A 26,305-nucleotide genomic window follows, 5' to 3' on the forward strand; every position below is an offset into this window, starting at 1 on the left:
AAGATGAGAGAAATAAAATATTTTTATATATGAAAGCGTTCTTATATAAAACGGAAAAGGTACATGGTAATATATTCAAGAACATGATCTTCGCTCCCAGCTCTGAGAGTGCGTTGCTTATACAATGAATCTGTTCAGATCAATACACTATGCCTAGGAATCGAAGGAGGAATTCTGTAATGGCCAAGAATGTACTTAAACTAGGTGACCCTGTCATAAGCACGTACACATCATATGGGACATTAACATCCGTTATGCACGAAGATTTATGGCCATGGATTTTCAATAACTTTATACAAATCAGGTATGCACATGGATGGGGAATTTTTTCGTTTGATTCCCATCAGTTTCTGCTAAGTACCTGTCCGGGAATTTCCTTTTACAACCTGCCACAAGAAATTGTGATTAGCAAATGGGGAACATCACTTAAGCAAGTGATTAAGGAAGCGATAGATATGGGGTATTATCTATATATTTATGCAGATAGATACTACATTGCGTGTACAGACTATTATCAAAAAGAACATCTCATGCATGAATTATTGGTGTACGGGTATGACCTGGATCAAAATTTGATATACATTGCTGATAATCTAGATGATGGTAAATTCATACAAACCGTATGTAGTCTGGATGAACTTGAGAAAGGCTACTGGACCATGTCTAATGAGTACAGTTTTTGGACAGAAGTGAGATTCCTCAAGCCAATTCAGAATATCAATTATGCAATTCATGTGGAGCAGATTATAACGGCGATGGAAAACTATCTTAACTCAAGCGAGACATATGACTTAGTGAGAGATCAGAAATACGATTTTGGAATGCAAGCCATTCAACGCATCTTTACCGACATTGAGCAGGCAGCCATAGTTGGAGAAGCATTGGATTCACGAGTATTTCATCTCTTGTATGAACATAAGCTACTAATGGAGTTACGTTTATCTTACTTAATGGAGAAATCAATCATTGAACGAGATTCAACCTTTATGGAATTAAGCACTATTCTGAAACAGGACTACTTTAAATTGAGAAATATAGTTCTGAAATACAATATAACACGTGACGCAAGTACACTCAGTAAAATAAGTGAGAGATTGCAAGAGAATCTCATGAAAGAAAAAGCATTTATTTCTTCTTTTATTACCAGATTGCAACAGGTTAAATCAATGGCTTGAAGTCATCTAATAATAGACAAAAAATCCCCTTTGCTTGTTGAATAAGCAAAGGGGATTGCTGTGTAACTAAGTTACTTCTGTTCTGGTTTCGGGTCCAGAATGGCATAACTGCCTAGCGTAGCTAATTGTGCTGTGTTCAGAAGCGCTTCATCCACTGCAGCGAGGGCTTCGCCGGCAGCTGTCATCAGCTCATCAGAGTCAACAGGTGAGGCGAAACGAAGAATGACCCGGTTCTCTCCTTTTTTGAGTTCACTCTCAGCCTTGGTTTTGTACTCATTAATGGACGCGACTTCGAGACCATTCTGTACATAATAATCATTGGCATCGCTATCGCCATTAAACATCGCGAGCTCGGAATCAAGCCAGTAATCTTGATCCGCTATCGTTTTCTGACTGGCAGCAGTCTCATCATTGGCATTGTACAGGAAATACGGGATGCCGGAGTTCGTCAGGTTGTTGGTGGCATCCACATGGAACCATTCGTTTCCGATTTTGACCTTGTTCCATGCATGTGGAACGCCGCTTGAAGCTCCCGTTACAACGATGCTTTCCAGGCCCGAGAGATCGGAGAGCAATTTGTAGACGGAGGCATAACTGGCACATACACCAACACCTTTGACCAGAATACCGTATGTGGTAAACGAGTCATTGAACTGCGGATCGACATTTTTGAAGTTGTTCTGCTCCGCATTCTCCAGCGCTGCATCGTCATACTTCGCGTTATCGTTCAGATAATCGTAGATGGCTTTTCGTTTCTCGTCTTCGTTCATGCCATCCTTGATAATGGAAGCTACAACTTCGTTTGCTTTGGCAATAATCTCATCTTGCTTCTTCTGGATACCACCAGCCGATTCATTGTAATAAATGGAAAGGGTAAGTGTACCATAGTTGTATTCGAAACCTTCCACACCAAGAATCAATGGATTCTGGTACATCACTTTCAGAACAACATCTGAGAGTGTCGTGAAATTTTGAGCTTCGGGGAAAGCTTTTAACGAAATTTTATCTTGTGCCGCAATCATGTTTTTGGCTAAAACTTCTTCCAATGCGGAATCTGCATTGATCATTGCATCACCTGTAGCAGGCTGAGGCACGGTTTCCTGATTACCTTGTTCTACATTTTGCTGTGTATTGGATTTCTGTTCATCTACCAGGTTGTCTTCTTCAGCTTCGGGAGCTGGAGCAGGTGCTTCATTGGAAGCTTCTTCAGAAGCCATATCTGAAGAATTATCGGAAGCCTCAGTAGATAGAGGATCAGTTGCATCTTCTGACGTTCCAGTATCGGTTGTGGACTCTGTAGTTGGAGTTTCCGAAGCCGGTGCTTCTTCTGTTTCCGTTGCAGACTCAGGTTCATCATGATTGTTGATGATCGTTGGCACATCAGGTGCAGGGACGTAAGGTGTGTTATTCTTTGGTTCCACCAGTCCGTTGCTGGACTCGGCTACGGTTTGCTGAGTGAGTCTGTCCAGGTCTGCTTGGGTCACATTTTCTACACGTACGTAACTTTTCAGAGCTGTTCCTTTAATGTGAAAAGGAATATTTGTTTCATTGAACTCTGAAATCTCTACGCTTTTGGTATCATAGACAATGGTTTCACGGGCTAGAGATCCGTCATTGTACTCAACTGTTGCTTTCTGAGGAAGTACATCTATATTCTTTAATTTCTCCATATACAATTGTTCTTTCAAAGCTGTTGGTAACTGGGAAGCAAGCGGAGCTGTAGGGACACCTCTGCTAAAATTGGATTCTTTGCCTCCACCGATTGCAGTGACGTAATATTCTCCTCGTAAACCATGGTTCTGATGAGAAATTATCAGTTCACTATAAGTGCCGAGCCCACCTCTTCCGTCTTTCATAAAATCATTGAAAGACGTCTCTGTTGTTACCGCAATATCTAAAGGCAGACTATTACTGAAAGCGTCCTCTGCGCCAGTTAGAGGTACATTTGTATCGAAGTTGGTTAGGTCAGAACGTTCATAAATTTTATATTCGGTGGCACCCTCAACCTTGTCCCAGACCAACGTTAACCGTCTGTCTTTATCAATCTCGTATCTTAGGTTGGGCACAGGCAACTCCGATTTCACTGTAAACGGAATAATGATGGGTTGATCGAGCAGGGTTAGCTTCTCGGCATCCGGATCATAATTCAGACGAATGTAATAAATGGGGGCACCGCCCCAAGAGCCTTGATCCTTGTTCTTCATGGAATCTGAGGTTAAAACGCCCCACCCAAGAGGCCTAATGGAAACGTTGTTGCCATTGGTATCGCGAAGGGCATGTACATCGCTTGCTTTGAGTGCTTTAATATCGGTATGTACACTTATAATGTCAATAGCTGACAGGTTATTCTTCCGTAAATCTGCTTTAAACTTGAACGTAAATTCTTCATCCTGAGCTACGTTGTACATCGGCATGATCGCTTGTTCCGATTCAGAGCCGTATTTCTGCTTCAAACTTAAAATGGTAGAACCTTCTACTATTTCTGTTGGATTATTCTCGGACGGACTGCTTTCCTGCTCAGTGCTCTGGCATCCAGCCAGTAACAGGGTGAGCGCAAACATAATGAAAAATAGACGTTTCATGATACACCGCTTTCTTGTTTTTCTAAGTGACTCTAATGGCTACGTTCTACACACCGAAAGATTATCAAAATTGGTTAAAACCCATACTCGAACCTCTTAACGGCCAAACCTCCTATTAATTTCCTAATATCTTTTGCTAGTTTATGGTCATATTGACGCATTGTCAAGGTGAGAGGGTAGGTTTTAAGTCCTGTAGAACAATAGAACAGTTGTAATTCTGTAGCGGGGGGACCATGTTAAAATACAAGAGTTACTACATATTTATATATAAAACAGAATAATTTGAGGAGGCTGAGGTGGCGTATGACAGCAGAACAGATTGTCAGAACCTTTTTTGAAGAAGTCCGATCAGGCCGAAATCCTGATTATGCAAGCAGCGTGATGGCGGAACAAGTACTGGCTCATCAAGTGATATCTGAAGATGAGGTCACGGTCACCCGAAAACCTTCCGATTATGCGGATCATGTGCGAGAGATGATTGAAGCTTACGGGGAATTTTCACTCGAAATTCAAGAGATGCTGACGCAAGGTGATAAAGTCTATGTGCGCTGGAGACAAACGGGTACCCATATTGGCGAAGTGGACGGATACAGTCCAACCAACCTCCCAGTGATTGAAATTGCGAGTGCGGTATACCGAGTGGAAAACGAACAAATTGCAGAGTATTGGATACAGATCGACAGGTTGGGCATCGAAAAACAATTGGAACGTAATCAGAGCTGAGTTTTCAGCTCTTTTTTAGTTTTCAGTTCTTTGTAAGCGTTCCCGTGTTATAATGGACAAAGTTGTATACAAGTTACCTAAAACGTTTTCTGTCTTTTAACTCCATAATCTGAAAGTGAGGTTCAGTGATGATTAAAGCAACGGAAGATAATCAATATGTTGAACTAACAAGCCCGACAAGTTTACCGAAGGCATCCGGATTCCTTTGGAATGAAAAGATGATGATTCATGTGAATTGCCGGGGGTACGCGGTGGCCCAATTCATGCAGCCCGAACCTGCTAAATACTCGTATGCGCCCAACCTGGAAGCCAAGACGTTTATGCAACCGGAGCAACCATACTATGCCCACCATCCGGGACGGTTTGTCTACATTAAAGATGAAATAAGTGGCGAAATTTTCTCCGCCCCGTATGAACCGGTTCGCAAGCAGGCGGATAGCTATACGTTCGCTGTCGGTAAACACGATATTCACTGGAAAGTGATTCAGGACGACATTTGCATCGAGATGTCCCTGCGCCTGCCGAAGGAAGATGTCATGGAGCTATGGCGTGTGAAGGTAACCAATCTGTCTTCGAGAAAACGCAAGCTGAGTATCTACCCGTATTATACGGTCGGTTATATGTCCTGGATGAACCAATCCGGTTCATATGTGGAAGATTTGCAGGGCATTGTCTGCTCGGCGATTACGCCGTATCAGAAATATCAGGATTATAGCAAAATCAAAAATTACAGCGACAAAACCTATCTGCTTGCAGATCACCAACCGACTGGCTGGGAAGTAAATCATGAGACTTTTGAAGGCGAAGGCGGACTACATAATCCTTCGGCCCTGCAGTCGGAGACACTGGCTGGTGGAGATGCACGGTACGAGACACCTGTAGCTGTATTGCAATATAGAGTCGAACTGGAAGCAGGAGCGGAGCAGGCGTATCGATTCATCTTTGGTCCGGCTCATGATGAGACAGAGATTGAGGGCATTCGTCAGCATTATTTTGTGAAGCAGAATAAGGATGGACAGGATGGTTTCGTCGCAGCCGAACAGGAGTATGCTGAGTATATTGCGGAAGGGCAAGGGAACATCCAGATTCAGACACCGGACAGCTGGTTAGATAATGTCGTGAATCACTGGCTACCTCGTCAGATGTACTATCATGGCAAAACCAATCGTCTGACAACCGATCCGCAGACGCGGAATTATTTGCAGGACAACATGGGCATGAGCTACATTCAGCCGCAGATTGCACGAGCTGCGTTCTTGACAGCCTTGTCTCAGCAGCATATAAGCGGTGCGATGCCAGACGGCATTATTTTGCACCCAGACGCAGAATTGAAATATATTAACCAGGTTCCTCATACCGATCACTGCATCTGGCTTCCGGTCTGTATGAAGACCTATCTAGATGAAACGAATGACTATAGCATTTTGGAGGAACAGGTTGCTTTTACAGACAGTGAACAAAAGGTTTCCGTACTGGAACATATGAATCTTGCGATGCGCTGGTTGATCCATGAGCGTGATGCGCGTGGGTTGAACTATATCAATCAGGGTGACTGGTGTGATCCGATGAACATGGTGGGATACAAAGGCAAAGGCGTATCCGGCTGGCTGACCATTGCGACGGCATATGCGTTCAATGTGTGGGCAGATATTGGTGAACAGGCAGGGCATGCCGAGGTCGCAGCGGAATTCCGTCAGGAAGCCAACCAGACCAATGCGGTAGCCAATGAGTATCTGTGGGATGGGGACTGGTATGCCCGCGGAATTACGGATGATAACGTAGTGTTTGGTGTAAGCAACGACGTGGAAGGGCGCATCTATATCAATCCTCAGAGCTGGGCACTTATGAGCGGTGCTGCGGATCAGGAGAAACAGGAGAAGTTAATTCGTGCCGTAGAGGAGCAATTGGAGACGCCATATGGTGTCGAGAAGCTCGCGCCGTCTTTCACAGCGATGCGGGAAGATGTAGGTCGAGTTACGCAGAAACATCCGGGAAGTGCGGAGAATGGTGCAGTGTACAATCACGCGGCGGCGTTCTATATATATGCGTTGTACCTGGTGGGCGAGAAGGAGAAGGCGTACCGTCTGTTGCGTAAAATGATTCCGGGCCCCGATGCCGAGGATATTCTTCAACGGGGTCAGCTACCCGTATTTATCCCGAATTATTATCGCGGAGCCTATCGTCAATTCCCACGTACAGCTGGGCGCTCCAGTCATTTGTTCAACACGGGCACGGTGCCTTGGGTGTATCGTTGTCTGATCGACGGATTGTTTGGACTGCAAGGTCATGTACAAGGACTTCAAGTGCGGCCGCAGTTACCAGAAGATTGGAACGAGGCTTCAGTTACGCGGTTGTTCCGCGGGGCTGAGCTGCATGTAAATATGAAGAAGGATGCAACTGTCCAGCAAATTGAGGTGCATGTTGACGGTCAACGAATTGCAGGGGACATCATCAAGAATATACAGGCCGGCGTGAAATATGAGGTGCTGGTGAAGCTGCCTTTGTAGAAAAGCGCAAGGAGTAATGCTGAACGATGTGAAGAGTTTGGAAAATTACGAAGACAAATTAAAAACTGCCTTTCCTTTATAGAAGGAGGGCAGTTTTTGCTTTCAAGATGTTGTTTTGAATTGATACGTTTGTCAGACTGAATATGATGAAAGAATCCACAAGCTAAGCTTGATTAGCAAACACTCTATTCTTTGACTCTGTACCAATAGCTATAAATCTCTGAATAACCCAGCTTGGCGTAAAGTTTCAAGGCAGGTGCATTATTCGCAACCACTTGCAGGTAACTGGAGGTAGCACCTTGTTTTTTTGCCCAATGCAATAGATGCAAGATCATCTGTTCAGCAAGTCCCCGATTTCGAAAGTTAGCGTCTGTAATGATATCATACAACCCGATATAGCCACGTTCGATGACACCAAACCCACACGCGACGACTTGCCCATCGATCAACAGCGAGATGAAACCTACCTGTGTGCGGATATTGTTCAACATAAGTTCCGTCGTTTCCCGTTGCAGATCATTCACCTGATTTAACCTGCAAAAATGATCCAGCCACGCTGTGGTCAACTGTTCGTCGATCTGTACAGCCTGGTGTGCAGGCTCTTTGATCTCTTCCAGGCTCCTGATCTGGATACGAGTCAGATCCACAACAGTATACCCTTTGTCTTGCAAAAGTTGGTCGAGATGATCCGGCTGAATAAACGGTGTGATTTTAAATATGGTACTTAACTGATTGGAAGCATAGATGCGCTCACATTCTTCAATCTTTTTATGCACATCCAGAGTGGAGTAATGGATAGGTTGAACGGAGTTGGCACGTTTGGTATATCCTTTGGCAAAACGGAGTACCCAACCGTCATATAATAAGGTGGACAAGGGTTGCCAGTGGTTAAGCGATAGTTCTTCAATGGTTTTATGTTCTGAATCTATGGTATGTGTCATATCCAACCTCCGATTTCATGATTAAATAATAATACATAATTGTGTATAAAAATACAATACAAACATATATATCGCCGAACAGTATGCATTATAGCCGGAGATGGTATACAATTTGATTTGAATGAATAACTTCAGAAGCGGAGCGCATTATGTTAACTATAGAATTAAATAATCACAGCATTAACTGTCATATCCAATACGGCAAACGCAAGAAAGTGTCCATCACGATGGACTTGCCTTATATGGTAACAATCAAAGCACCCAATGGTACCAGTGAAGACATGATCCGGCAACTTGTAGAGCAGCACGGGGATGTAATTTTGAAGAAATCCGCACTGATGCAGCGGGCGCTCGATGGTCCTCAAGCCAAGGAATACGAAGATGAGGGCAAGGGGAAGTTTCTGCTTTTTGGCAAGGAGCATGCACTGCATGACTTAATCCCTGTAGAGGGGCTGACAGAAGAAGAGCTGCGAGCGAATCTGAAGAAGTTTTATTTTGCCGAGTGTAAACGCATGATTGGGGAGCGCATCGGACGCTATCAGCAAGAGTTGAAGGTGAAGCCGAAGTCAGTTGAGATCGTAGATTCTCCCACCAAGTGGGGCAGTTGTAGCTGGGACAAAAAGCTGACGTTCAATTATCGCCTGGCGATGGCGCCACTGGAAGTGATGGATTATGTCATCATTCATGAACTTTGCCATATTCACCACATGAATCATGATCGCTCTTTCTGGCGGCGGATCGGCAGCATCATGCCGGATTACAAAACAAAAGAAGATTACCTGATGCGAAATGGTCGGGCCATGACGTTGTGATTCCATACCCAAGCTTTCACTTGGACACGATACATTTCTCCATTATCATTCGTAAAATCCGCGAAGGTCCCCCTGTTGGCAGTGAGTGGCTACGCGGATTTTTTGTTATGTCTGGATCAGGAGTGGATTACTTGAACGCCGTATTGTTTGAAAAAATGAGTAACCGCATCCATGTCCATTCGATCATCAAACAGATGCTCAGGAAAATAGATGCCTGGAGCCATAGGTTTGTCCGTTGGCATCATCAGTATCTTCTCGGCTTGCACCGCAGCGCCGAGTGCAGTCATATGAGTTTGACCGAGTGGGTCAGAGACTGTCATCGTTCGTTCAACCTTGTTCCCTTTCGCATCCAGCCCTTTCAATTGAATGACGAGATGATGTGCACTCCCGGTTCCCGGATTATAGAGCAATTTCCGCCGGAATGGCTGGAAACGTTCACCACTGATCATCTTCCATACTCCGGTTTTGACCAATCCGGCGAGTGCATAGGTAGATACCTTACTATCGAATGAAATACGGAAACTGGCGGAATCGATATGACTCGTATGAGGTAATGTGACGTGATCGGGTGTATCCAATCTGTAACATGGAGTCGTATACCCGTTCGGGAAATGAACTTTGATCGGATCTGTCATGGGATAGACGAGTCGATGTGTATTGGATTCGGTTATCTGAAAAGGAATACTCATCCGGTCCATGAAGGCTGCCGAATCAGGCCCGGCTTTATCCCGCAGCGACCATAGGGCATGAATGTTTACTTCGACATGTTGCAGAGAGTTAGAAAGTATCATGGCAAAGAGTGACGCCGTTCCTGCCATCCATCCAGAGGACAGCACTACCGGAGCATGAAGCTCTTTCTGCTCTATTGTACGGATCGCTTGATTGAACACCTCAGTCCAGCGTGTTATATCGATAAGTGGAATTTTTCTCCGCACTGCCGATACCAGTAACCGATCATCCAGATCGTTCACTGCATTAATGATTAACGATATATTCTCTCCTGCGTGAATCAGTGGATCGTCTGCATTGGTATCAACAACAACCGTTTGGACACGATTGGATGGAAAAGGTGCTGCTTTACCCGCAGAACGGCCTCCCAATACCAATTCCAGATCAGGATGCCTGTCATGCAAAATGCGAGCAAGCTGTGCACCTACAGCACCATAACCTCCAGCGATAAGAACTCTTTTTCTATTCATTCGGTAAACCTCCGTTGATATGTTTATCTACTTATATGTTTAAACTATTGAACATATAGTAGTGAAGAAAAGGAATGCAGTACACCAGCGCGGTATGCGCTAGCTCTGACATTCCACTTCCACGAGATGAACGAGCTGTTTGAGTAATTCGATCGCATCGTTGAACTCCAGCTTGTAATACATCTCTGTACCTTTTTTCTGAACCGATAACAGCCCGGATTGACGCAATATTTTCAAGTGATGAGAGACCGTAGGGCGTGACATGGGGACATGCTCTGCAATCTGTGATACGTTCATGCTCTCTTGATCAATGAGCAGCGATATGATTCGCTGGCGAACGGGGTCTCCCAAACCTTGAAGATAAGGACTTAGATTCTCGAAAATATCAATAACTTTTTGGTTACCCATCGACTCGTTCATGGCTCACTCCGTTATAATGTTTAATTGTTTAAACGTATTATAAGGCTTAGTTCACTTAAAAATCAAATTTAACATTCCAAGTTGCAGGAAAATAGCTGTTCCGCTTGTCCATTTGAAGTACAATATAAGCAAATATGCCCGTATCACGAATCCATTGATGTATCCGTGGTGGAAGGAGTCCAAGATGGCTGAGAGTAACCATTATTCGGTGCTGGTAGATGAATATATCTCGGAGTTTGCACCTGATGTACAGGTGAGATTACAGGCAATAAGACAGATTATTCGTGAAGCGGCTCCGAACGCCGAAGAGAAGATAAGTTACAAGATGCCTACGTATGCACAGCATGGGAATCTGGTTCATTTTGCCGCATACCAGCATCATATTGGGTTTTACCCTGCTCCCAGGGGAATTCAAGCTTTCCAGGAGGAACTCTCCAAATATAAAGGGGGAAAGGGATCTGTCCAGTTTCCGCTGGACCAGCCATTGCCGGAGGATCTGATCCGCCGGATTGTGGAGTATCGTGTGAAAGAAAATGTGGAGATCGCCTTGGAAAAGAAACGCAAAAAGGGAGCACCGAAGTAATTAAAGCTCCTATCACAAAAGCTCATATCATAAACTATAAAAAAACAGTCGGATGCCTATGCATTCCGACTGTTTTTGTTTTTAGATTCTAGGTTTTACTCTGGTCGTACTTCATTTTACTTTAGTTTATTCCTATGCTCTTGCTTCCCTTCTATTCAAAGTAATACGTAACGTCTGAATTACTTGCTGTAGGAATCAGATACATAAAGCTTGGGTCCACTTGCAAGTAGATGGTCAGGTCGGAAACACCCAGATTAGGGACAGTCAGACTGAATCGACCGTTAGCGTCCAGCTTCACTGTTTCGGTGCGAATATGTTTTTCGTCAGGTGAAGGACCGTGGATCTGGAATGAGAATGTTTTGCCTGCATAAGCCGTGAGTGTTCCCCGTACTTTCAGCGTACGATCCGCTGTATATTCGAACTGCATTAGATGGTTATCCAGGTAATCCTCGTTCCCCGTATCCGGGTCCTGGGGCTCTGTTCCAGGGTCTTGTGGTTCTGTCCCAGGATTCTGTGGATCGGTTACAGGCTCTTGTGAAGGATTGCTAACCGAGAAGAAACGTGTCTGATATGAAATTTCTGCTTTGGACCCGTTTTTCTTTTTCAAACCGGTAATGCGAACGTTGAACGTGTCGCCTGCCTTCAAGGATTTCAAATTATCTGGGCGGAAAATAACAGTATAGTTATACCCATAACCATCGGAATTTACATTGAAATAGGCCTTTGCAGGATCACTGCTAACCGGGGTTTTTGCTCCCAGTACCCAAGTTTTCTGATCCGATGAACGCACGATCTCCACCTGTACCTCCGAATTGGAAGGCTTCGCGAAGACGTCCGGATTCAACTGTGCAGACCAGGCTTGTGACACATTGAATGCTTCAATCGGGAATGCCCCTTTATTCGGATACAAGTTGTAATTGTAATTGAGTTTTCCTGAACGGCTCGTATCCATAACTTGCATGGTGCTGAAGTGGCTCGCATAGTTTTTGTTGTCCCGGGATGCAATTCCGAATCCGACCTTTTTCAGTTGAGGACTCAAAATCCAGCGGCGATGGCCGAGTGCAGCAATGTTGCTTGCATCCGAATCATCCATATAAGCTTCAACACTTTGGACTGCAAGGTTTCCTTGAGCACCATAGGAAGCGTACAGGTTGGAGCTTGAAGCCGATTTGGCTCCCAGATCAAAAAAGTCTTTTGGCATATCTGCAGGACGGACTGGGAAATGAGTCAATTCTCCGGTAGAAACAACGACTGCTCCATGCTGGGCTTGACGATTAAGCGCAGGATCCAGAACGAGATCTCCATCCAAACCGGAGAGATACCGATAGAAGTTGGCTGCACCTAGAGCCTGCTCTAATGTGGTGTTACTTACTACACCAGCGACGTAAGGTGCTTTGGTCGAGGGTTTCTGAGTGAACGTTGCAGTTTGGTTCTTGCCACTCATCCATTGTGTCCATTTCTGGCTGATTTCTTGTTCACTTCGCTCAGGCAGCAGACTGTCGACAGGGGCCGCAGCGATCTGCTGAGTTCCGAGCAGCATAAACAATAGACCTGCCAGAGGAAGAGAGAGTAACGAGCGGATGTACCTTTTTTGAATAAACATGTTCTAATCTCCTTCTAGTAAAAAAATATTATTATGTATTCGATGTATTTTATCGACATTAAAGGTATAATTCGTTAGTTTTATGAATGCAATTGTTTATTCGAATTCAGCGATTTTTCAGCCAGAGCCATTATAATACTCACGGAATCCTGTAATCGAAAAGGAGTTTTTGCATGTCTAAGGTGCTGCATAAGTCGTTTTATCTCATTTTGCTCGTGTTTGTTGCGGTGTTTATTGCTTCGTCCTTGTTGGTACGGGCACAGTACAACTACGCCTTATATGGGGACAATCCCATTTTGGGCATGCAGCAGTGGAGTATTTTTCTCCCGGTCATTCTTTTGCTTCTTGGTTCAGGTGTCGGGTTATATGCTCTATGTCTGAAGCTGAACAAATACAGTCCGAAGGTTGTCATTCCGATTGTGCTGCTAAGTTCTCTGGTCATTCAGGTCACCATCATTTTCGTATTTCCGAGAGTGCCTACCGATGATTCGCAGACCGTTCTTTCACTGGCCATGAACATGCTGTATGATCAAGACTACTCTTCGTTTGAAACGGGTGGTTATCTGCACATGTTCCCGTTTAACTACTCGATCGTGCTGTACCTGAAGACATTGCTGTACCTATTCCCGGACAACTATCTGGTCATCAAACTATTTAATATTTTGTTTTCAACGTTAACAACGTTCATGATTTATCTTATTTATAAACAAGTGAATGACAGATCCACAGAACGTGATTACGGAGTGTTGATCTTTGCAGCAACGTACCTGCCTTCCTTGTTCCTGAACAACCTGATCTATAACGATGTGATTGCCACAGCATTTCTGACATCGTGTCTATACTTTATCATTCGTTTTGTGCGTGAAAAGTCTTGGAAAACAATCGTCATTGCCGCCGTGTTTCTCGCGATGGGCAATTACTTCCGAAGCATTGGTGTGATCGTGCTAATCGCTGCCATCATAACTATCCTGCTGAACATGAGGAGCATCGGAACGAAGAAAGTTATCATTTCCATCGGTGTGTTGGGTATGTTGTTTAATGTCCCAACCTGGACTCAGAACGCGGTTCTTCAATCCTCTGGGGCAGTGAGCGAACCTGTTGGAGACAATTCTACACCGGTCTATATGTGGCTGAACATGGGGATTAATCTGGAGCGTTTTGGCTTCTGGGACAATATGGAGAGTTATCAGATCTATCAGAGGCAGGCCAACTACAATAAGGCCGAAAGTGCAGTATTATTCAAACAAGAGATTGGCAACAAGCTGTCTGAAGCAAGTGCGAGTGACTTGGTGCAGATGTATTACAAAAAGATCATATGGACCTGGACCGAAGGGACATACCAGATGGACCGCTACGGAATCGGCAATGAAAGTTCCATCGGTGCAGGAAGAGGAAGGGGAGGCGGAATCGCAGGCTCCTATAGTTACACGAATGTGATAACAGAACTGTTGCAAGGGGATTCGGCTTATCGGACGGGGTTACTCTGGATCGTATATGTGATGAATTTCTTGATGTACTGTTTTATTCTCATCCGGTTGGTCGGTGGTATTCGTCGTAAACGGTATGACGAAGTTTCATTGATCCTGGTTATTCTCGGATTCATCGGGTTTTATATTCTGTGGGAGATTAAGTCCAGATACATCTATCCTGTATATCCGCTGTTGGTTGTTCTGTCCTATATGGGGTTCAAAGATACGTATGACTTCATATTCCATCGTAAAGGTACCTTGGAGTAATATTCCCTGAGAAAAAGGTGATCATATGCGAAAAAATAAATATTTCACATCGGTTACGTCACTCCTGCTGATGGGATGTTTGGTTATGCTGACGGCCTGCGATGTTATAACCGCCCAGAATATTACCAACACCGGTTCTGTGCAAGGTATGAACGGGTTCGGCATGCCGAATGGTGGTGGCCTGGGCATGAATGGAGGAACACCGAGAGGTGGAAGGGGTACCGCGGGCATGAATGATCGAACAGGCAGTCCAGACATGACGCAGGGGATGATGAATGCCGACATGATAGGTAGAGTCATTTCTGTGAATGGAAACACAGTCACGTTAGCGTTACTTGAGGTGCAGAACACCTCATCCCCAAGCATGGAATGGAAGGATACCGGAATGGAGATGAAATTAAATATAAGTGATGATGTTGCTATCACGGAAGGCATGGGGACGCCGCGCTCGGGCAATTCCAGCTCACGTGCGAATTCGTCCATTCAAGTGTCTGATCTTCAAAAAGAAAACATCGTGATGGTGTGGTATAAGGACAACACCGAGACGGTGGAACGGGTGATGGTTGTCCAGTAAAAAATGATGGGATTATCGTCATTTTGTAATTGCTTACATTTAGCTTATCGGCTATTATGGAAACAACTGGTTTTTTGAAGGGAGTGAGCGTCATGAAACGACGGTCTAAGATGGTATGTTCTATCACTACAATGAAGGTAAGCATAAATTGAATAATTCCGGCAGATCATTCAGATGCAGTGTGGGACACATCCAGTTTCCCATTCCGATCTGAGATCTGCCGATATATAGGGATATAACTGCTCATTTTTTCTGGCGTATGCGAGATTTATTTGCTTGTGCAAATATCTCATACACTCAGAATTTTTAAAAGCCGCAGGCATAGCCTGCGGCTTTTTGCGCGCAAAAATAGGCATTCGTTGCCTACAAGCAATGCACATAAAACGATCAAAAAGGAGAAATGCCCATGTTAAAATTAAAATATTTATTTCAACATAATGCTCTTGCCGAGATGATTCTAAAAAATTGGAACTATGATCCTGAGTCGCTGAATATGTTTCAGTATTATCGCATATCCTCCAATGCCGTGTATCCGTTCAGAGATCAGGGGGAAGTGAGATTGCTTCGTTTTGCCCCGGTAGAGGAAAAAAATCAAGTCAACCTCAGCGCTGAACTGGAGTTCCTCCGTTATCTTCGAACAAATCATTATGGAGCCATGGAGTCTGTACCTTCTCATTCAGGGACAGAACTTGTAGAGGCTCACACGCCATGGGGAACGTACTTTGCTTCCGTATTCAAGCGAGTCACCGGATCGCAGTTAGGAAGTATTGATTTGAATGACTCCATCCTGTACAGCTATGGTCAGGCATTGGGTGAGCTGCATCATCTATCGCGCGCATTCATGCCTGAGCAAAAGGAGAAACGCTGGACCTATACGGATGCTTTGGATTGGATGCAGGAGATCTTGAAGGGTTTTCCTGGTGAAACGGCTGCTCTGAACGAGGTGGAGTTTCTCCGAACATATTTTGCAGCCTGGTCTGTGAACAAGCAAAATTTCGGACTCATCCACTACGATTTTGAATTCGATAATGTCTTCTATGACGAAGATAGCCAGTCTTGTTATGCCATTGATTTTGATGACTCGATGTATCACTGGTACGCGATGGACGTGGAACAGAGTCTGGATAGTTTACGTGAGGAGATCGAGCCTGATCAATGGGAGCAGAAGAAGCAATTGTTCCTGAACGGGTATTGGTCCAAGGCGGGAGAACGTTATGATCTGGAGAGTATGTTCCCCGCTTGTCGCCGTTTTGCCAATTTGTACGGTTATGTGCGTATGCTTCGATCTGTTGCAGAGCAGTGGTCACATGAGCCGGAGTGGATGAGCGGACTAAGAGCGAGGTTAGCGAGGATAATGACAGAAAAGGCAGAGCAATTCGGTCATCCGATTTAATTTCTACACGTAAAAAGTTATATCCACCAATACACTGAACATTGAACGTATGTCATGTCTCATATCAAAATCAGTCCTCATAACAAACAAACCAGCTGGGAATTCAATGTTGAATTCCTAAGCTGGTTTTTACATGTTACTCGGTATAATCACTTATCGCAGTTCGCCCCGCCTCTACACTGATCCAGTAGGAATAATCTTCGCGCACGTCCACATAGAGGTTAAGTTCCTTTGCATCAAGGTTACTTAGCGTTAGTTTGAAATTGCCATAGGCATCTGTTGTAACCTGTTGCGTCTGGATGTGCTCTACAGCAGGCGAAGGACCATGGATTTTGATCGGCATCGTCTGGTTGGCATACGCCGGGAACGTACCTTGAAGGACCAGCGTGTGATCTGCAGAATATACAGCTTTCATGGTCTGATCCGGTAGTCCGCCGTTCTTTTCATTCTCGGTAGCTTCAGTGGCATTCTTCGGTCTGCTCCATAGTTCGAAGCCTTTTTCCTTCAGGTTCTGGAGAAAAACAACGGCTTCTGCCCGGGTCAAGGATTCATTTCCTGCATAACCTTGCACCGTAGCAGCGGTTTTGCCTGAAGAGTATCCCATGTTCAGCAGATACCGGATGGCATCTTCATCCTGGGTATAATTTTTACCGCCAAGCCCCGCCACGATTACGGCTACTTCTGTTCGGTTCAAGGCATGATTGCGCAGCTTTGGATTCTGTTTGCTGGCATCCAGATTCAGATTCAACGCGGAAGCATAGGTATAATAACGATCACTCCAGATGTTTCCTTTGACAGCTTGTCCCTCCGCAGCATCGATACTCTGAATCACATGGGAATTCGCATACAGCTTGAATACCATAGAGAGGAATTCGGCCTCACTCACCCGATTGTTGGGTTTGAACGTTCCATCCTCGTATCCACTGACCATCTCCTGTTGAACGGCCCATTGAATGGCATCTTTCGCCCAATGTGTGCGGATATCAGTTAATTGGGGAATTCCCGTTACCGTAACAGAGACAACCACTTCTTTCCCTTCAAAACGAATCCGAATTTCGGCTTTACCAGCCTGCAGTCCAATGATTTTTCCATCCTTGATGGCAATGCGATCTGACGTCGTAGTGAAGGAAACGTTAGACTGGGGAACATAGGATGTTCCGTTATCATTCACGGCAATGATCGAAGGTAGATCAATCTGTTCTCCTGCTCGGACTTTCAGGTTTGGTTGTCCTGGCGTTATACGGGTAAGTGTTGTATCTTGAACACCGTCCACATGGAAGAAACGTGTGGAGTATGAGATCTCCGCTGCTGTACCATTTTTCTTTTGCAGACCTGTAATTCGAATGTCGAACGTATCGCCGTTCTTTAACAATTGCACATCGTCCGGACGGAAGATGATGGCGTAGCCATATCCATATCCACCTGTCTCTACATTGAAATAGGCTTGATTAAACCATTGTTTATCTGCAGGGTCCACGTTGTAATAACCGGTTGGAAAGCCACTGTTCTGATTGTTGGCATTAAAGGTCCACGTACGTTGATCGGAAGTCCGAGTCATCTCGACCTGTACCTCAGATAGTGATGGTTTCGCGAATACATCTGTATTCAGTTGAACAGACCAGGCCTGTGTACTGCCAAAGGCTTCGATTGGAAATGCACCCTGATTCGGGAACAGGCTGTAGTTGAACGAAGTTCCCCCAGTTCTGCTTTTATCAAATACCTGCATGGCACTATAGTACTGATCATATGTCTTGCCTGCTTCACTACGAGTGGCGAGTCCAAATCCGATTCGTTGCAGTTGTGGACTCAAAATCCAGCGCCGATGACCGAGTCGATCAATATTGGAGGCGTCTGAATCATTCATGTAGGCCTGTATGCTTTTTGTCAGGACGTTATTCTTGGCACTGCTGGTAACGTACAGATTGGAGCTGCTGGCAGACTTTGAACCGGTGTCAAAGAAATCCTTTGGCATATCTCCTGGCTGCTCTGGATAATGGGACAGGTATCCACCCGTGGAGACCACAACAGCCCCATGTTGGGCTTGACGATTCAAGGTAGGATCAAGGACAAGATCGCCCTGTAGCCCCGTGATAAAACGATAAAAGTTGGCTGCGTTCAGCCCTTGTTCCAGATAGGCGTCACTTACCACACCAGCAGAGTAGGGAGCACTTGTCGAAGGTGTCTCTGTATACAGGGGAGATGTATCATTGCCATTCATCCACTGATTCCACTTTTGAACGATCTCTTGCTGACTTCGCTCAGGCAACAAACTGTCGACCTGTTCCGCATGTGCCGCTTGAGCACCCCATAACAGAAACAGCAGGCCTGCCAAGGGCAGAGCGAACAGCGAATGCATTTTATTTTTCCGGTATACCATGTTTCCAACCCCTTTCATATCTGAACGTACGAAGAACATATGCATGTTCAGCATTATGGTATATTCATCGACATTACAGCTGGTTTTGCTTAGAGCCAGACATGGGAAGATAAGGCCGAGCGTATGAAGGAGGGAGTTTAAATTAGGGAGTTGGTGGTTCATTTGTTGAAAAAAGAGCACAGGCCACCCCGCTGATTCGGGACAGCTTATGCTCTTTCTACATATGTATCTACTTTTTAGTCGAGACTCAGGTCGAAATCAGGCTCACACATATAATCTAATGGGTACAGATCATCTCGTGCCGAGATTAATGCACGGAAATGCAGATAAAGATTATTGGGCTGTACCACAATGCCACCAACACGATGGGGCATAAGTTCAGCCACGACGAAGACATCCTCGGCATTGTTACATTTAAAAAGAACATTTTTCGGATGAATGACTTCCTCCAGGTAACTGTACGTCATCACGTGAAATGTTTGTCCGCGCCAGTTTGTCTTGATCACTTTATAAGACTGCGTTCGCACCAGATCCAAATAACGTTCCAGCTGGAACGTATGCTCAAATTGCGTAATGTAACCTTTTTTATCTACATCAATCGTAAATTCGACATCATAGCTCACATGCATTTCATCTTTATAAGTTCCGTTCATAACCTTCATGTTGTCAAAGTGTAATCCGAATTCCGAATCTTCCACATAGGGAATGGTAATGAGTTCGGGGTCAACATAATCTGTGATCTTGCTGTTAATGGAAGGTTTGCTGTAATACTTCGATGGCTGAAGATCAATTGATCCAATCATGCTTCCTGGGAAACCGGGGCTGCAAGTTATTCGCATAGTCATCTCCTTAGTTGTTGGTCAGTATTTAGACGAACGAGTAGGGAGAAAGTTGCACCAGAATAAGGAAATGAAGGACAGGAAGAACCCAGTATGTCTATCTCCCAAAACATCGAGCAGGAACGAATGGTAGGTAAGTATTCTTTTAAGTCATGAATCGCATGTCTACTTCTGTTCCTGCTACTTTCATATGAACAGGAGTACTGGCACTATTTCCAATCTACCTACTCTTTTGATACAGTAACTGTAGGACATATCGGAGATACATATCAATTATGAGACAATGTTTTCATGAATGGGTCATGGGAAACCATGCCCCATATCGCTCTCGGAGAGGAGTCCATCTAATGAATGTGAATGAACATGTGATCGAACAACAGTCCCTTACCTTTGTGGGCGTCAAACGAACGTTCTCTTATGTGGATGGTGAGAATTTAAGAGAAATTCCTAAGATGTGGCAGGATGCATTGGCAGACGGAATTGAGGAACGTTTAAACAGGTTCAATAACGGAGCTATTCCCGGTCTGGTGGGCATCTGTGTAGATCAGCGAGAGCTGCAGGACAATCAAATGGAGTACTGGATTGCTACCTCTCACTCTGGTGAAGTGCCTGAAGGTTTGGTGTCCATCGAACTTCCCGCGTCCCATTGGGTTGTATTTGAAGCGGATGAATTAAAGCCGGAGGCGATACAACGGTTGTGGCTCCATATTATGACAGAGTGGTTTCCTTCCACTTCATATCAGCATGCAGGGATTCCGGAACTTGAAGTGTATAGAGGTAACGGCACACCTCCCCAAGTTTGGATACCTATAAAATCTGTGTGAGCAAAATTGAATTAGGAGGTCAGCGATGTTATCCATTAAAGTGATTGATCATTGTCAGGAGCAAGGCTGGTGGCATGAAGATATTCCAGCAGAATATGAAGAAGCATTACGGAAGCTTGAGATTGATCTCCAGTCGGAATTTGCACAATTTTATCTACATGCAGAGGATGGACCAACTTTCTACAGCAGGCATCAGGAGTTGTATCAGATCTGCTGGTTTATGGAGAACACCGTATATATGGAAGACATGAATGTAGCACAGCTTACACTGGGACTTCCCGAGGCGTATATTCCACTGGACAGTTTTGAAGGTGAAGGTGGATTTTTCTACAACCGTCAGACGGGAGAAGTGGTGCTGGTGGAACTGGGCGAATCGATTGAACGGTTTCTTAATGGTGAGAGTGAGCCACAGTGGGCTGATTTCAATGCTTTTCTGGAGTGGTATTTCGTTCTGGAGGAGGAGACGGTGCAATGAAAGATCTGACACCGGAACATGCCGAACTGGAGCGACAAATTGTAGAAACGGTAGAAGCCGGTAATGTGCTGGATGAGACGCAGCAGCATGAACAAGCACTTATCTATTATGATCAGGCATGGGGCATGTTGCCCGAGCCTAAGATGGAATGGGAGATTGCAAGCTGGATCGCATCCTGTCATGCGAATGCACATATCGATCTGAAGCAGTATGAACTGGCGAAGCCGTGGGCTGAGATATCGTTAAGTACGCGGAGTTCGGATAGAAATACGAGTCCGTTGATCGATCTCGGCATGATCTGCATGAGACTTGAACAGCATGACGAGGCGTATTCGTATTTGCATCAGGCGTATGAGTTCGGCAAAGAGCGGGCATTCCAGGGAAGCCCAAGGGACGTGTTGAACTATTATAAGAAAGAGCGCGCCAAGCGTACCTAGAGTGATTCCGACCATACCATGAAACAAAAAGGGTACCCCGGTTTGGCCAAACATGACCACAGGAGTACCCTTTCGAGTTGAATATTCGTTTATTACTTATTACAGGATGTTCCACTTCATCTAATCCGAAATGTTACGCGTATAGTATTCAATAATATCCTTACGACGGATAATACCGAGGAAGACACGATCGACATCCACCACGGGCACAAAATTTTGGTCTGCTGCAAGTGTCAGCATATCCTCCATTTCAGCCTCAATGAATACACATTCATTATATACCCGATTGTTAATCTCATGGACCTGAACCTGATCCATCGTATCAAAAGTCAATCCGGGTGTATTTCGCATTTTCCATAACAAATCGCCTTCGGACAGGGTAGCAACATATTTTCCATCCTGGTCAATCACGGGAATGGCGGTGTAGTGGTGCGATTCCAATTGCTCAATAGCATCTTTCATGGAAGCGGTAGACTTGATATAGGCCACTTCGGCTTTGGGGAGTAAAAAATAGCTGATTTCCATCATCGGGCTCCTTTTCAGCCTTTTGCATAGCAAAAAAGCTTTAGTATGTAATCTCACTATCCTTATTTAAACATATTATGTGAGCTTTCGGCTATTTTTAATGATAAATTCGTCAGATTTGTTTCATTGTTTAAATGGCGCTGGAAATCTATAGTGTATATTAGAGGTGATGTAACCATGAAATCCAAACGTAAATTAATGTACGGACTGCTGCCCATCTTGTTTGCAGGTGGAATCGGAATGTATCTATACATGCAGAATAACAAAGAAGCAGAGGCCAAGCCCCAGACTACCGTGGATCAATACATAGAGCATCTGCAAAAAAAAGAATTTGACCAGTTGTACACCTTGATGACACCTGCTTCGCTGCAAGAGTCGGGCATGAACAAGGAACAATTTGTTGAGAAATACAATGCGATCTATTCGGGTATGGAAGTATCCACCGTCAAGGCGGAGGTTAAACCTGTGGAGGTTGCCGAAACGGCTTCCGTTGGCAGTAAGACCGATGCAGAGAAACAAAACCCGGATACGTATGAGGTGGATTACAACCTGCAACTGACAACTTTTTTGGGTGAAGTCAGTGAGACGCATACATTGAAACTGGTCCGGCAGGAGCTTGAGGACGGGGGCAAAAACTGGCAAATTAACTGGCAGCCTTCGCTGATCCTAAATGACATGGTTAAGGGCAGTAAGGTACGAGTGAGGACACTGTTCCCGGATCGTGGAGACATTGTGGATCGTGATGGTTTGCCGCTCGCTACCAAGGGCACGATGAATGAATGGGGCATTGTACCTGAGAAACTTGGTGATAACCCGGACCAGATGATTGCTCGAATCGCGAGCCATTATCTGGTTTCGGAAGATGCCATTCGCAAGGCGCTTGCGCAGACATGGGTGAAGCCGGAGTATTTTGTCCCGATTGGTTCAACGGAGGAGTTTGACGTGCCAGAATCTTTAAGCGGGGTTACGATGCAAAGCAAGGAAATCCGCTATTATCCACTCGGCGAGGCGGCTGCGCACCTGATTGGTTATGTGCGCAAAGCCACCAAGGAAGATCTGGATAAGGATACGGAAGGGTATTATCGCGCAGAAGATTGGATCGGCAAAGCGGGTATGGAGCAGTCCATGGAGAAACAGCTGCGTGGTGAACGTGGTGGTTTGATTGAAATCACGGATGAATCCGGTAACTCCCGTTCTGAGCTTATTCGCAAGGATGCTGTAGATGGACAGAATGTTCAGCTGACGATTAGCTCCAAACAGCAAAAGAAATTGTATCAGACATTATCCAGTGGTGGAGACGCCGGTGCAATGGTTCTAATGAATCCGACGGATGGCAACCTGCTGGCGTTGGTCAGTGCACCTTCCTATAACCCGAACAAAATGGTCACAGGACTTACTCAGGCAGAGTGGGATGCTTATTCGGCGAATGAGAAGCTTCCTTTTATCAACAGAGTCACTACCCGGTATGCACCAGGATCAACCTTCAAAGCGATTACAGCCGCAGCGGGGCTGATGGAGAAGGTGACCAGAGCGGACAAAACCCATGATATCTCTGGCTTGCAATGGCGTAAAGACGATAGCTGGGGCGGTTATTATGTTAAGCGTGTGAAGAGTTTATCCCCGGTTAACATGGTCGATGCACTAGTGTACTCGGACAATATATACTTTGCCATGGAAGCGATTGAGATGGGTAGCGCCAAGTTTATTGATGGGATCCAGAAGTTTGGTTTTGGCGATAACTTTGGACTGGATGAACTGTATCTGAAGCCAAGCCAATATGCCAACGAAGCACATCTGGATCTGTCGTCTGAGGTGTTACTCGCTGATACGTCCTACGGGCAAGGGGAGATGTTAATGTCCCCGATTCATCTGGCGTCGTCATTTACACCTTTTATTAATGAAGGGAAGCTGGTGAAACCTGTTTTGATCGAGGGAAAAGAAAGCACTGAGCCTGAGGTAATTATTACTCCGGAAGCCGCAAATACGGTTAAGGATGCTTTGGGAGAAGTTGTTTCCCGGCAGGGAGGTACGGCCCACACTTTGAATTCAATTCCTGGAGGACTCGCGGGCAAGACGGGAACAGCGGAACTGAAAGCGAAGAAGGGAGAGAAGGGGCAGGAAAACGGATTTTTCGTAGTGTTTGATACCGACTCTCCGACCTTCCTGTTATCCGCTGTAATTGAAGAGGTGAACGGCCGAGGTGGAAGCCACTATGTCGTGGATAAATTAAAGCCTTTTTTGGAAAAGTTGAAGATTACGCAGTAACTCCGATTTAATATATAGCCTCGCAAGCATAATAAAAAGACCCGGTCACCATGTTATAGTTCTCACATGTGACCGGGTCTTTCTTGTTTCATTTTATTCAATATGGGATCATTTATTTCCTTGCAGTGATCATGAAGCGTGCCGAGTTGGTACGAATGCCCTTCTCGTCGTGATTTTCTTTCACAAACTGCTGGAATTGCTCAAAGTCAGTGTCTACCTTTCCGAAATCAGGAATGATGGGTGCATGGATTAGGAGAAACATCAAATCTTCGGGTGTAGCATAATGCTCCACCACATTATATTCACGGGCCTGAATGTCATGGAAACCTGCTGTTTGAAGTTCATACTTGTATCGTTCCATCAATGTGCGAGGTTGAATGCCAAGGCTCTGTCCACGGCCAAAAGTTTTTGAAATGTTGGATTTATCATGTTCGCTGACCTGCTGGGTTAGAAATATCCCACCCTGAGCAAGAACCCTAAATACTTCTGAAGCAGAGAACCCAGAGTGTCTGGAAGATACCACATTAAAGAAGCAATCTGGAAAATCCAGTTTTTCTGCGTCCATATGAAGAAAGCGTACGTTGGTATGGCCGCCCGTAGCCTGAAGATTATGCTGTGCGGTCTCAATCATTCCTTGAGCGAGATCAATTCCCACTAGCAATAAAGCTTCTTCCGCAATGGACAGAATGGCTTCTCCACCACCTGTTCCAATATCCAGCAACAGATCGGACGATCGCGTATGGCGAACAACTTCCTCATAGAAGTTCCATCCGATGTTCTCCGAGACCACGTTCATGGAGCTGAAGTTCCAGCCGTTCTTCCGGCCTACACGTTCATAAAATTCAGCGTAATCTATTTTGTTTTTCATTTTCATATTCCTCCAATGTGAGTTAGTTTGAATAGGACAAGAGAGTTGTGCCAAATCGTTCTAGTGTATATGGTCGAATAGGATCAAATGGGCAGACGTATCCCTTGATAGCTGGTACGCGTTTTGACCCAGCTCGACGACTACTTACTTCGAACAATACGGAGCAACATCCGTGTCACCTCACAAGTTGGAATGTCTCCATTATATTCAATTGACAGCGTATACGCGAGGTGTTATTTTGAGGTGGAATCTATTCTATGAGTTCGAGGTGATCCATGGTGGCTATTCGTGCCAAGCAGATTTTTGTCAATTTACCTGTTCAAGATTTGAAGAAATCCGTTGAGTTTTTTACCAAGGTGGGGTTTGAGTTTGACGCCAATTTTACGGACGAGTCTGCTACTTGTATGATCATCGGGGAAAATATTTATGCCATGCTTCTGGTGGAGGAACGTTTCCAATCCTTCATTTCGAAAAAAATCTCCAATGCCGCCGATACAACCGAAGTCATTGTTGCCCTGTCTGTAGATAGCCGTGAGCAGGTAGATGTGATTGTACAAGCTGCCCTCGATGCAGGAGGGAAGCCATCCAACGAACCACAAGATCACGGATTTATGTACGGATGGAGTTTTCAGGATCTGGATGATCACCTGTGGGAAGTTTCCTATATGGATCTCAGCGCTTTTCCTTCAGAGTGATAGAATGAAAATAACTAGAGCCTTCCTAGATTTATAGGAAGGTTCTTTTTTTGTCTGTCGCACCTTTTTCATTGCTTATATTGGGTGCATCTGTTAAAATACAGAACGAATGTTCAGTATGCATGGGACGGAGTGAAATGGAATGAATATGAATAAAAAGCAACTTCAAACCGAGCAGACCAAGAAGAAACTTGCGGATGCTTCCAAAGCCCTTTTTGTACAAAAAGGTTATAAAGCAACGTCCATTGAGGATATTGTAGCTGCGACGGGCAGCAGCAAAGGCAATATATATTACCATTTTAAAAGTAAGGAAGGTCTGTTCCTCTATCTAATCGATGAGTGGGATCGGGAGTGGGAAGAGAATTGGGCGGCCAAAGAACATCTCTATCGCACCTCCACGGAAAAGATATACGGACTAGCTGAACAACTCGTCATGGATGACATGAATCACCCGCTGACAAAGGCGGCTGATGAGTTCTTCACAGGGGAAAAGAAAGAAAATGATATTGAGGAACGGATCTCCTTAATGTTTGAGCGGCATATTCAATTTAATAAACAAATGATAGAGCAAGGCATTGAGAGCGGTGAGTTCAAAGCAGACAATGTAAATAATCTCGCACTGATATTGGAAAGTACCATTATTGGTCTTAGTCAGATGTCACGGGGGATGGAGCCTGATCAGGCTCTCGCTCTATACCGCCAGGCCGCTAGTGTATTCTTGCACGGGATTGCAAAAGATAAAGCTTAAGCAA

Annotated in this window: 23 protein-coding genes; 14 read left to right on the forward strand and 9 right to left on the reverse strand. The window is 44.9% G+C overall.

What is annotated here, in order from left to right; translation table 11 throughout:
- The first annotated feature begins 179 nt into the window (after positions 1 to 179).
- Entirely contained in the window at positions 180 to 1,175 is a 996-nt protein-coding gene (locus MKY44_RS04290; protein ID WP_341006140.1) for a hypothetical protein, read from the forward strand.
- Positions 1,176 to 1,246: 71 nt separating this feature from the next.
- On the opposite strand, the gene MKY44_RS04295 is transcribed toward MKY44_RS04290, so the two are convergent.
- Positions 1,247 to 3,757: a transglutaminase domain-containing protein gene (locus MKY44_RS04295; RefSeq protein WP_341006141.1), complete on the reverse strand. Its 2,511-nt coding sequence runs from the start codon at positions 3,755 to 3,757 to the stop codon at positions 1,247 to 1,249.
- 303 nt (positions 3,758 to 4,060) lie between these two features.
- Here MKY44_RS04295 and MKY44_RS04300 point away from each other — a divergent pair, with 303 nt between their 5' ends.
- Both MKY44_RS04300 and MKY44_RS04305 read left to right on the forward strand, forming a co-directional pair.
- Positions 4,061 to 4,480 carry an ester cyclase gene (locus tag MKY44_RS04300; RefSeq protein WP_253505702.1) on the forward strand — a complete coding sequence of 140 codons (420 nt, stop codon included), beginning with the start codon at positions 4,061 to 4,063 and terminating at the stop codon, positions 4,478 to 4,480.
- A gap of 128 nt (positions 4,481 to 4,608) precedes the next feature.
- Positions 4,609 to 6,987, forward strand: a complete 2,379-nt coding sequence (locus MKY44_RS04305; protein WP_341006142.1) for a GH36-type glycosyl hydrolase domain-containing protein — start codon at positions 4,609 to 4,611, stop codon at positions 6,985 to 6,987.
- Between the two features lie 185 nt (positions 6,988 to 7,172).
- Here the strand turns inward: MKY44_RS04305 and MKY44_RS04310 are convergent, their stop codons facing one another.
- Positions 7,173 to 7,928 carry a GNAT family N-acetyltransferase gene (locus MKY44_RS04310; RefSeq protein ID WP_341006143.1) on the reverse strand — a complete coding sequence of 252 codons (756 nt, stop codon included), beginning with the start codon at positions 7,926 to 7,928 and terminating at the stop codon, positions 7,173 to 7,175.
- Positions 7,929 to 8,077: 149 nt separating this feature from the next.
- Between MKY44_RS04310 and MKY44_RS04315 the strand changes: the two genes are divergently transcribed.
- Positions 8,078 to 8,740 carry a M48 family metallopeptidase gene (locus tag MKY44_RS04315; protein ID WP_036605988.1) on the forward strand — a complete coding sequence of 221 codons (663 nt, stop codon included), beginning with the start codon at positions 8,078 to 8,080 and terminating at the stop codon, positions 8,738 to 8,740.
- A 116-nt stretch (positions 8,741 to 8,856) separates the two neighbouring features.
- Here the strand turns inward: MKY44_RS04315 and MKY44_RS04320 are convergent, their stop codons facing one another.
- Together MKY44_RS04320 and MKY44_RS04325 are read right to left on the reverse strand one after the other, a co-directional pair.
- The gene (locus MKY44_RS04320; protein ID WP_341006144.1) at positions 8,857 to 9,939 is read right to left on the reverse strand and encodes a saccharopine dehydrogenase; all 1,083 of its coding nucleotides are present in this window, start codon (positions 9,937 to 9,939) and stop codon (positions 8,857 to 8,859) included.
- 99 nt (positions 9,940 to 10,038) lie between these two features.
- Positions 10,039 to 10,359 (reverse strand): ArsR/SmtB family transcription factor, encoded by a 321-nt coding sequence (locus MKY44_RS04325; RefSeq protein WP_017690570.1) that lies wholly within the window; start codon positions 10,357 to 10,359, stop codon positions 10,039 to 10,041.
- Between the two features lie 184 nt (positions 10,360 to 10,543).
- Between MKY44_RS04325 and MKY44_RS04330 the strand changes: the two genes are divergently transcribed.
- On the forward strand, positions 10,544 to 10,942 hold the full coding sequence (locus MKY44_RS04330) for an iron chaperone (protein WP_091038905.1): 399 nt from the start codon (positions 10,544 to 10,546) through the stop codon (positions 10,940 to 10,942).
- 151 nt (positions 10,943 to 11,093) lie between these two features.
- Here the strand turns inward: MKY44_RS04330 and MKY44_RS04335 are convergent, their stop codons facing one another.
- Complete coding sequence (locus tag MKY44_RS04335) at positions 11,094 to 12,545, reverse strand: CAP domain-containing protein (protein ID WP_341006145.1); 1,452 nt, start codon at positions 12,543 to 12,545, stop codon at positions 11,094 to 11,096.
- 173 nt (positions 12,546 to 12,718) lie between these two features.
- Between MKY44_RS04335 and MKY44_RS04340 the strand changes: the two genes are divergently transcribed.
- From MKY44_RS04340 to MKY44_RS04350, 3 genes are all read left to right on the forward strand, one after another.
- The gene (locus MKY44_RS04340; RefSeq protein ID WP_341006146.1) at positions 12,719 to 14,281 is read left to right on the forward strand and encodes an ArnT family glycosyltransferase; all 1,563 of its coding nucleotides are present in this window, start codon (positions 12,719 to 12,721) and stop codon (positions 14,279 to 14,281) included.
- Positions 14,282 to 14,306: 25 nt separating this feature from the next.
- Positions 14,307 to 14,855, forward strand: coding sequence for a hypothetical protein (locus tag MKY44_RS04345; protein WP_341006147.1), 549 nt, complete (start codon positions 14,307 to 14,309; stop codon positions 14,853 to 14,855).
- Between the two features lie 406 nt (positions 14,856 to 15,261).
- The gene (locus tag MKY44_RS04350; protein WP_341006148.1) at positions 15,262 to 16,248 is read left to right on the forward strand and encodes a phosphotransferase enzyme family protein; all 987 of its coding nucleotides are present in this window, start codon (positions 15,262 to 15,264) and stop codon (positions 16,246 to 16,248) included.
- 136 nt (positions 16,249 to 16,384) lie between these two features.
- On the opposite strand, the gene MKY44_RS04355 is transcribed toward MKY44_RS04350, so the two are convergent.
- Positions 16,385 to 18,625, reverse strand: coding sequence for an S-layer homology domain-containing protein (locus MKY44_RS04355; protein WP_341006149.1), 2,241 nt, complete (start codon positions 18,623 to 18,625; stop codon positions 16,385 to 16,387).
- Positions 18,626 to 18,861: 236 nt separating this feature from the next.
- Entirely contained in the window at positions 18,862 to 19,464 is a 603-nt protein-coding gene (locus tag MKY44_RS04360; protein WP_341006150.1) for a hypothetical protein, read from the reverse strand.
- Positions 19,465 to 19,811: 347 nt separating this feature from the next.
- Here MKY44_RS04360 and MKY44_RS04365 point away from each other — a divergent pair, with 347 nt between their 5' ends.
- The 3 genes from MKY44_RS04365 to MKY44_RS04375 are packed head-to-tail and all read left to right on the forward strand — an operon-like array spanning position 19,812 to position 21,200.
- On the forward strand, positions 19,812 to 20,288 hold the full coding sequence (locus tag MKY44_RS04365; protein WP_341006151.1) for a GyrI-like domain-containing protein: 477 nt from the start codon (positions 19,812 to 19,814) through the stop codon (positions 20,286 to 20,288).
- Positions 20,289 to 20,313: 25 nt separating this feature from the next.
- Complete coding sequence (locus MKY44_RS04370; protein WP_341006152.1) at positions 20,314 to 20,763, forward strand: hypothetical protein; 450 nt, start codon at positions 20,314 to 20,316, stop codon at positions 20,761 to 20,763.
- Positions 20,760 to 21,200, forward strand: a complete 441-nt coding sequence (locus MKY44_RS04375; RefSeq protein WP_341006153.1) for a hypothetical protein — start codon at positions 20,760 to 20,762, stop codon at positions 21,198 to 21,200. The genes MKY44_RS04370 and MKY44_RS04375 overlap by 4 nt, the downstream gene beginning before the upstream one ends.
- Positions 21,201 to 21,320: 120 nt before the next feature.
- Here the strand turns inward: MKY44_RS04375 and MKY44_RS04380 are convergent, their stop codons facing one another.
- Complete coding sequence (locus MKY44_RS04380) at positions 21,321 to 21,725, reverse strand: CBS domain-containing protein (RefSeq protein ID WP_074093601.1); 405 nt, start codon at positions 21,723 to 21,725, stop codon at positions 21,321 to 21,323.
- Between the two features lie 177 nt (positions 21,726 to 21,902).
- Between MKY44_RS04380 and pbp4 the strand changes: the two genes are divergently transcribed.
- The gene (gene pbp4, locus MKY44_RS04385; RefSeq protein WP_341006154.1) at positions 21,903 to 23,990 is read left to right on the forward strand and encodes a penicillin-binding protein PBP4(5); all 2,088 of its coding nucleotides are present in this window, start codon (positions 21,903 to 21,905) and stop codon (positions 23,988 to 23,990) included.
- Positions 23,991 to 24,102: 112 nt separating this feature from the next.
- Here the strand turns inward: pbp4 and MKY44_RS04390 are convergent, their stop codons facing one another.
- Positions 24,103 to 24,858 (reverse strand): class I SAM-dependent methyltransferase, encoded by a 756-nt coding sequence (locus MKY44_RS04390; protein ID WP_341006155.1) that lies wholly within the window; start codon positions 24,856 to 24,858, stop codon positions 24,103 to 24,105.
- A 278-nt stretch (positions 24,859 to 25,136) separates the two neighbouring features.
- Here MKY44_RS04390 and MKY44_RS04395 point away from each other — a divergent pair, with 278 nt between their 5' ends.
- Together MKY44_RS04395 and MKY44_RS04400 are read left to right on the forward strand one after the other, a co-directional pair.
- Positions 25,137 to 25,553 carry a VOC family protein gene (locus tag MKY44_RS04395; protein WP_047840603.1) on the forward strand — a complete coding sequence of 139 codons (417 nt, stop codon included), beginning with the start codon at positions 25,137 to 25,139 and terminating at the stop codon, positions 25,551 to 25,553.
- 148 nt (positions 25,554 to 25,701) lie between these two features.
- Positions 25,702 to 26,301 (forward strand): TetR/AcrR family transcriptional regulator, encoded by a 600-nt coding sequence (locus MKY44_RS04400; RefSeq protein ID WP_341009778.1) that lies wholly within the window; start codon positions 25,702 to 25,704, stop codon positions 26,299 to 26,301.
- The last annotated feature ends 4 nt before the right edge of the window (positions 26,302 to 26,305 follow it).

Source organism: Paenibacillus sp. FSL R7-0026, from assembly GCF_038004485.1.
In the GTDB taxonomy this organism is placed as follows: Bacteria; Bacillota; Bacilli; order Paenibacillales; family Paenibacillaceae; genus Paenibacillus; species Paenibacillus xylanexedens_A.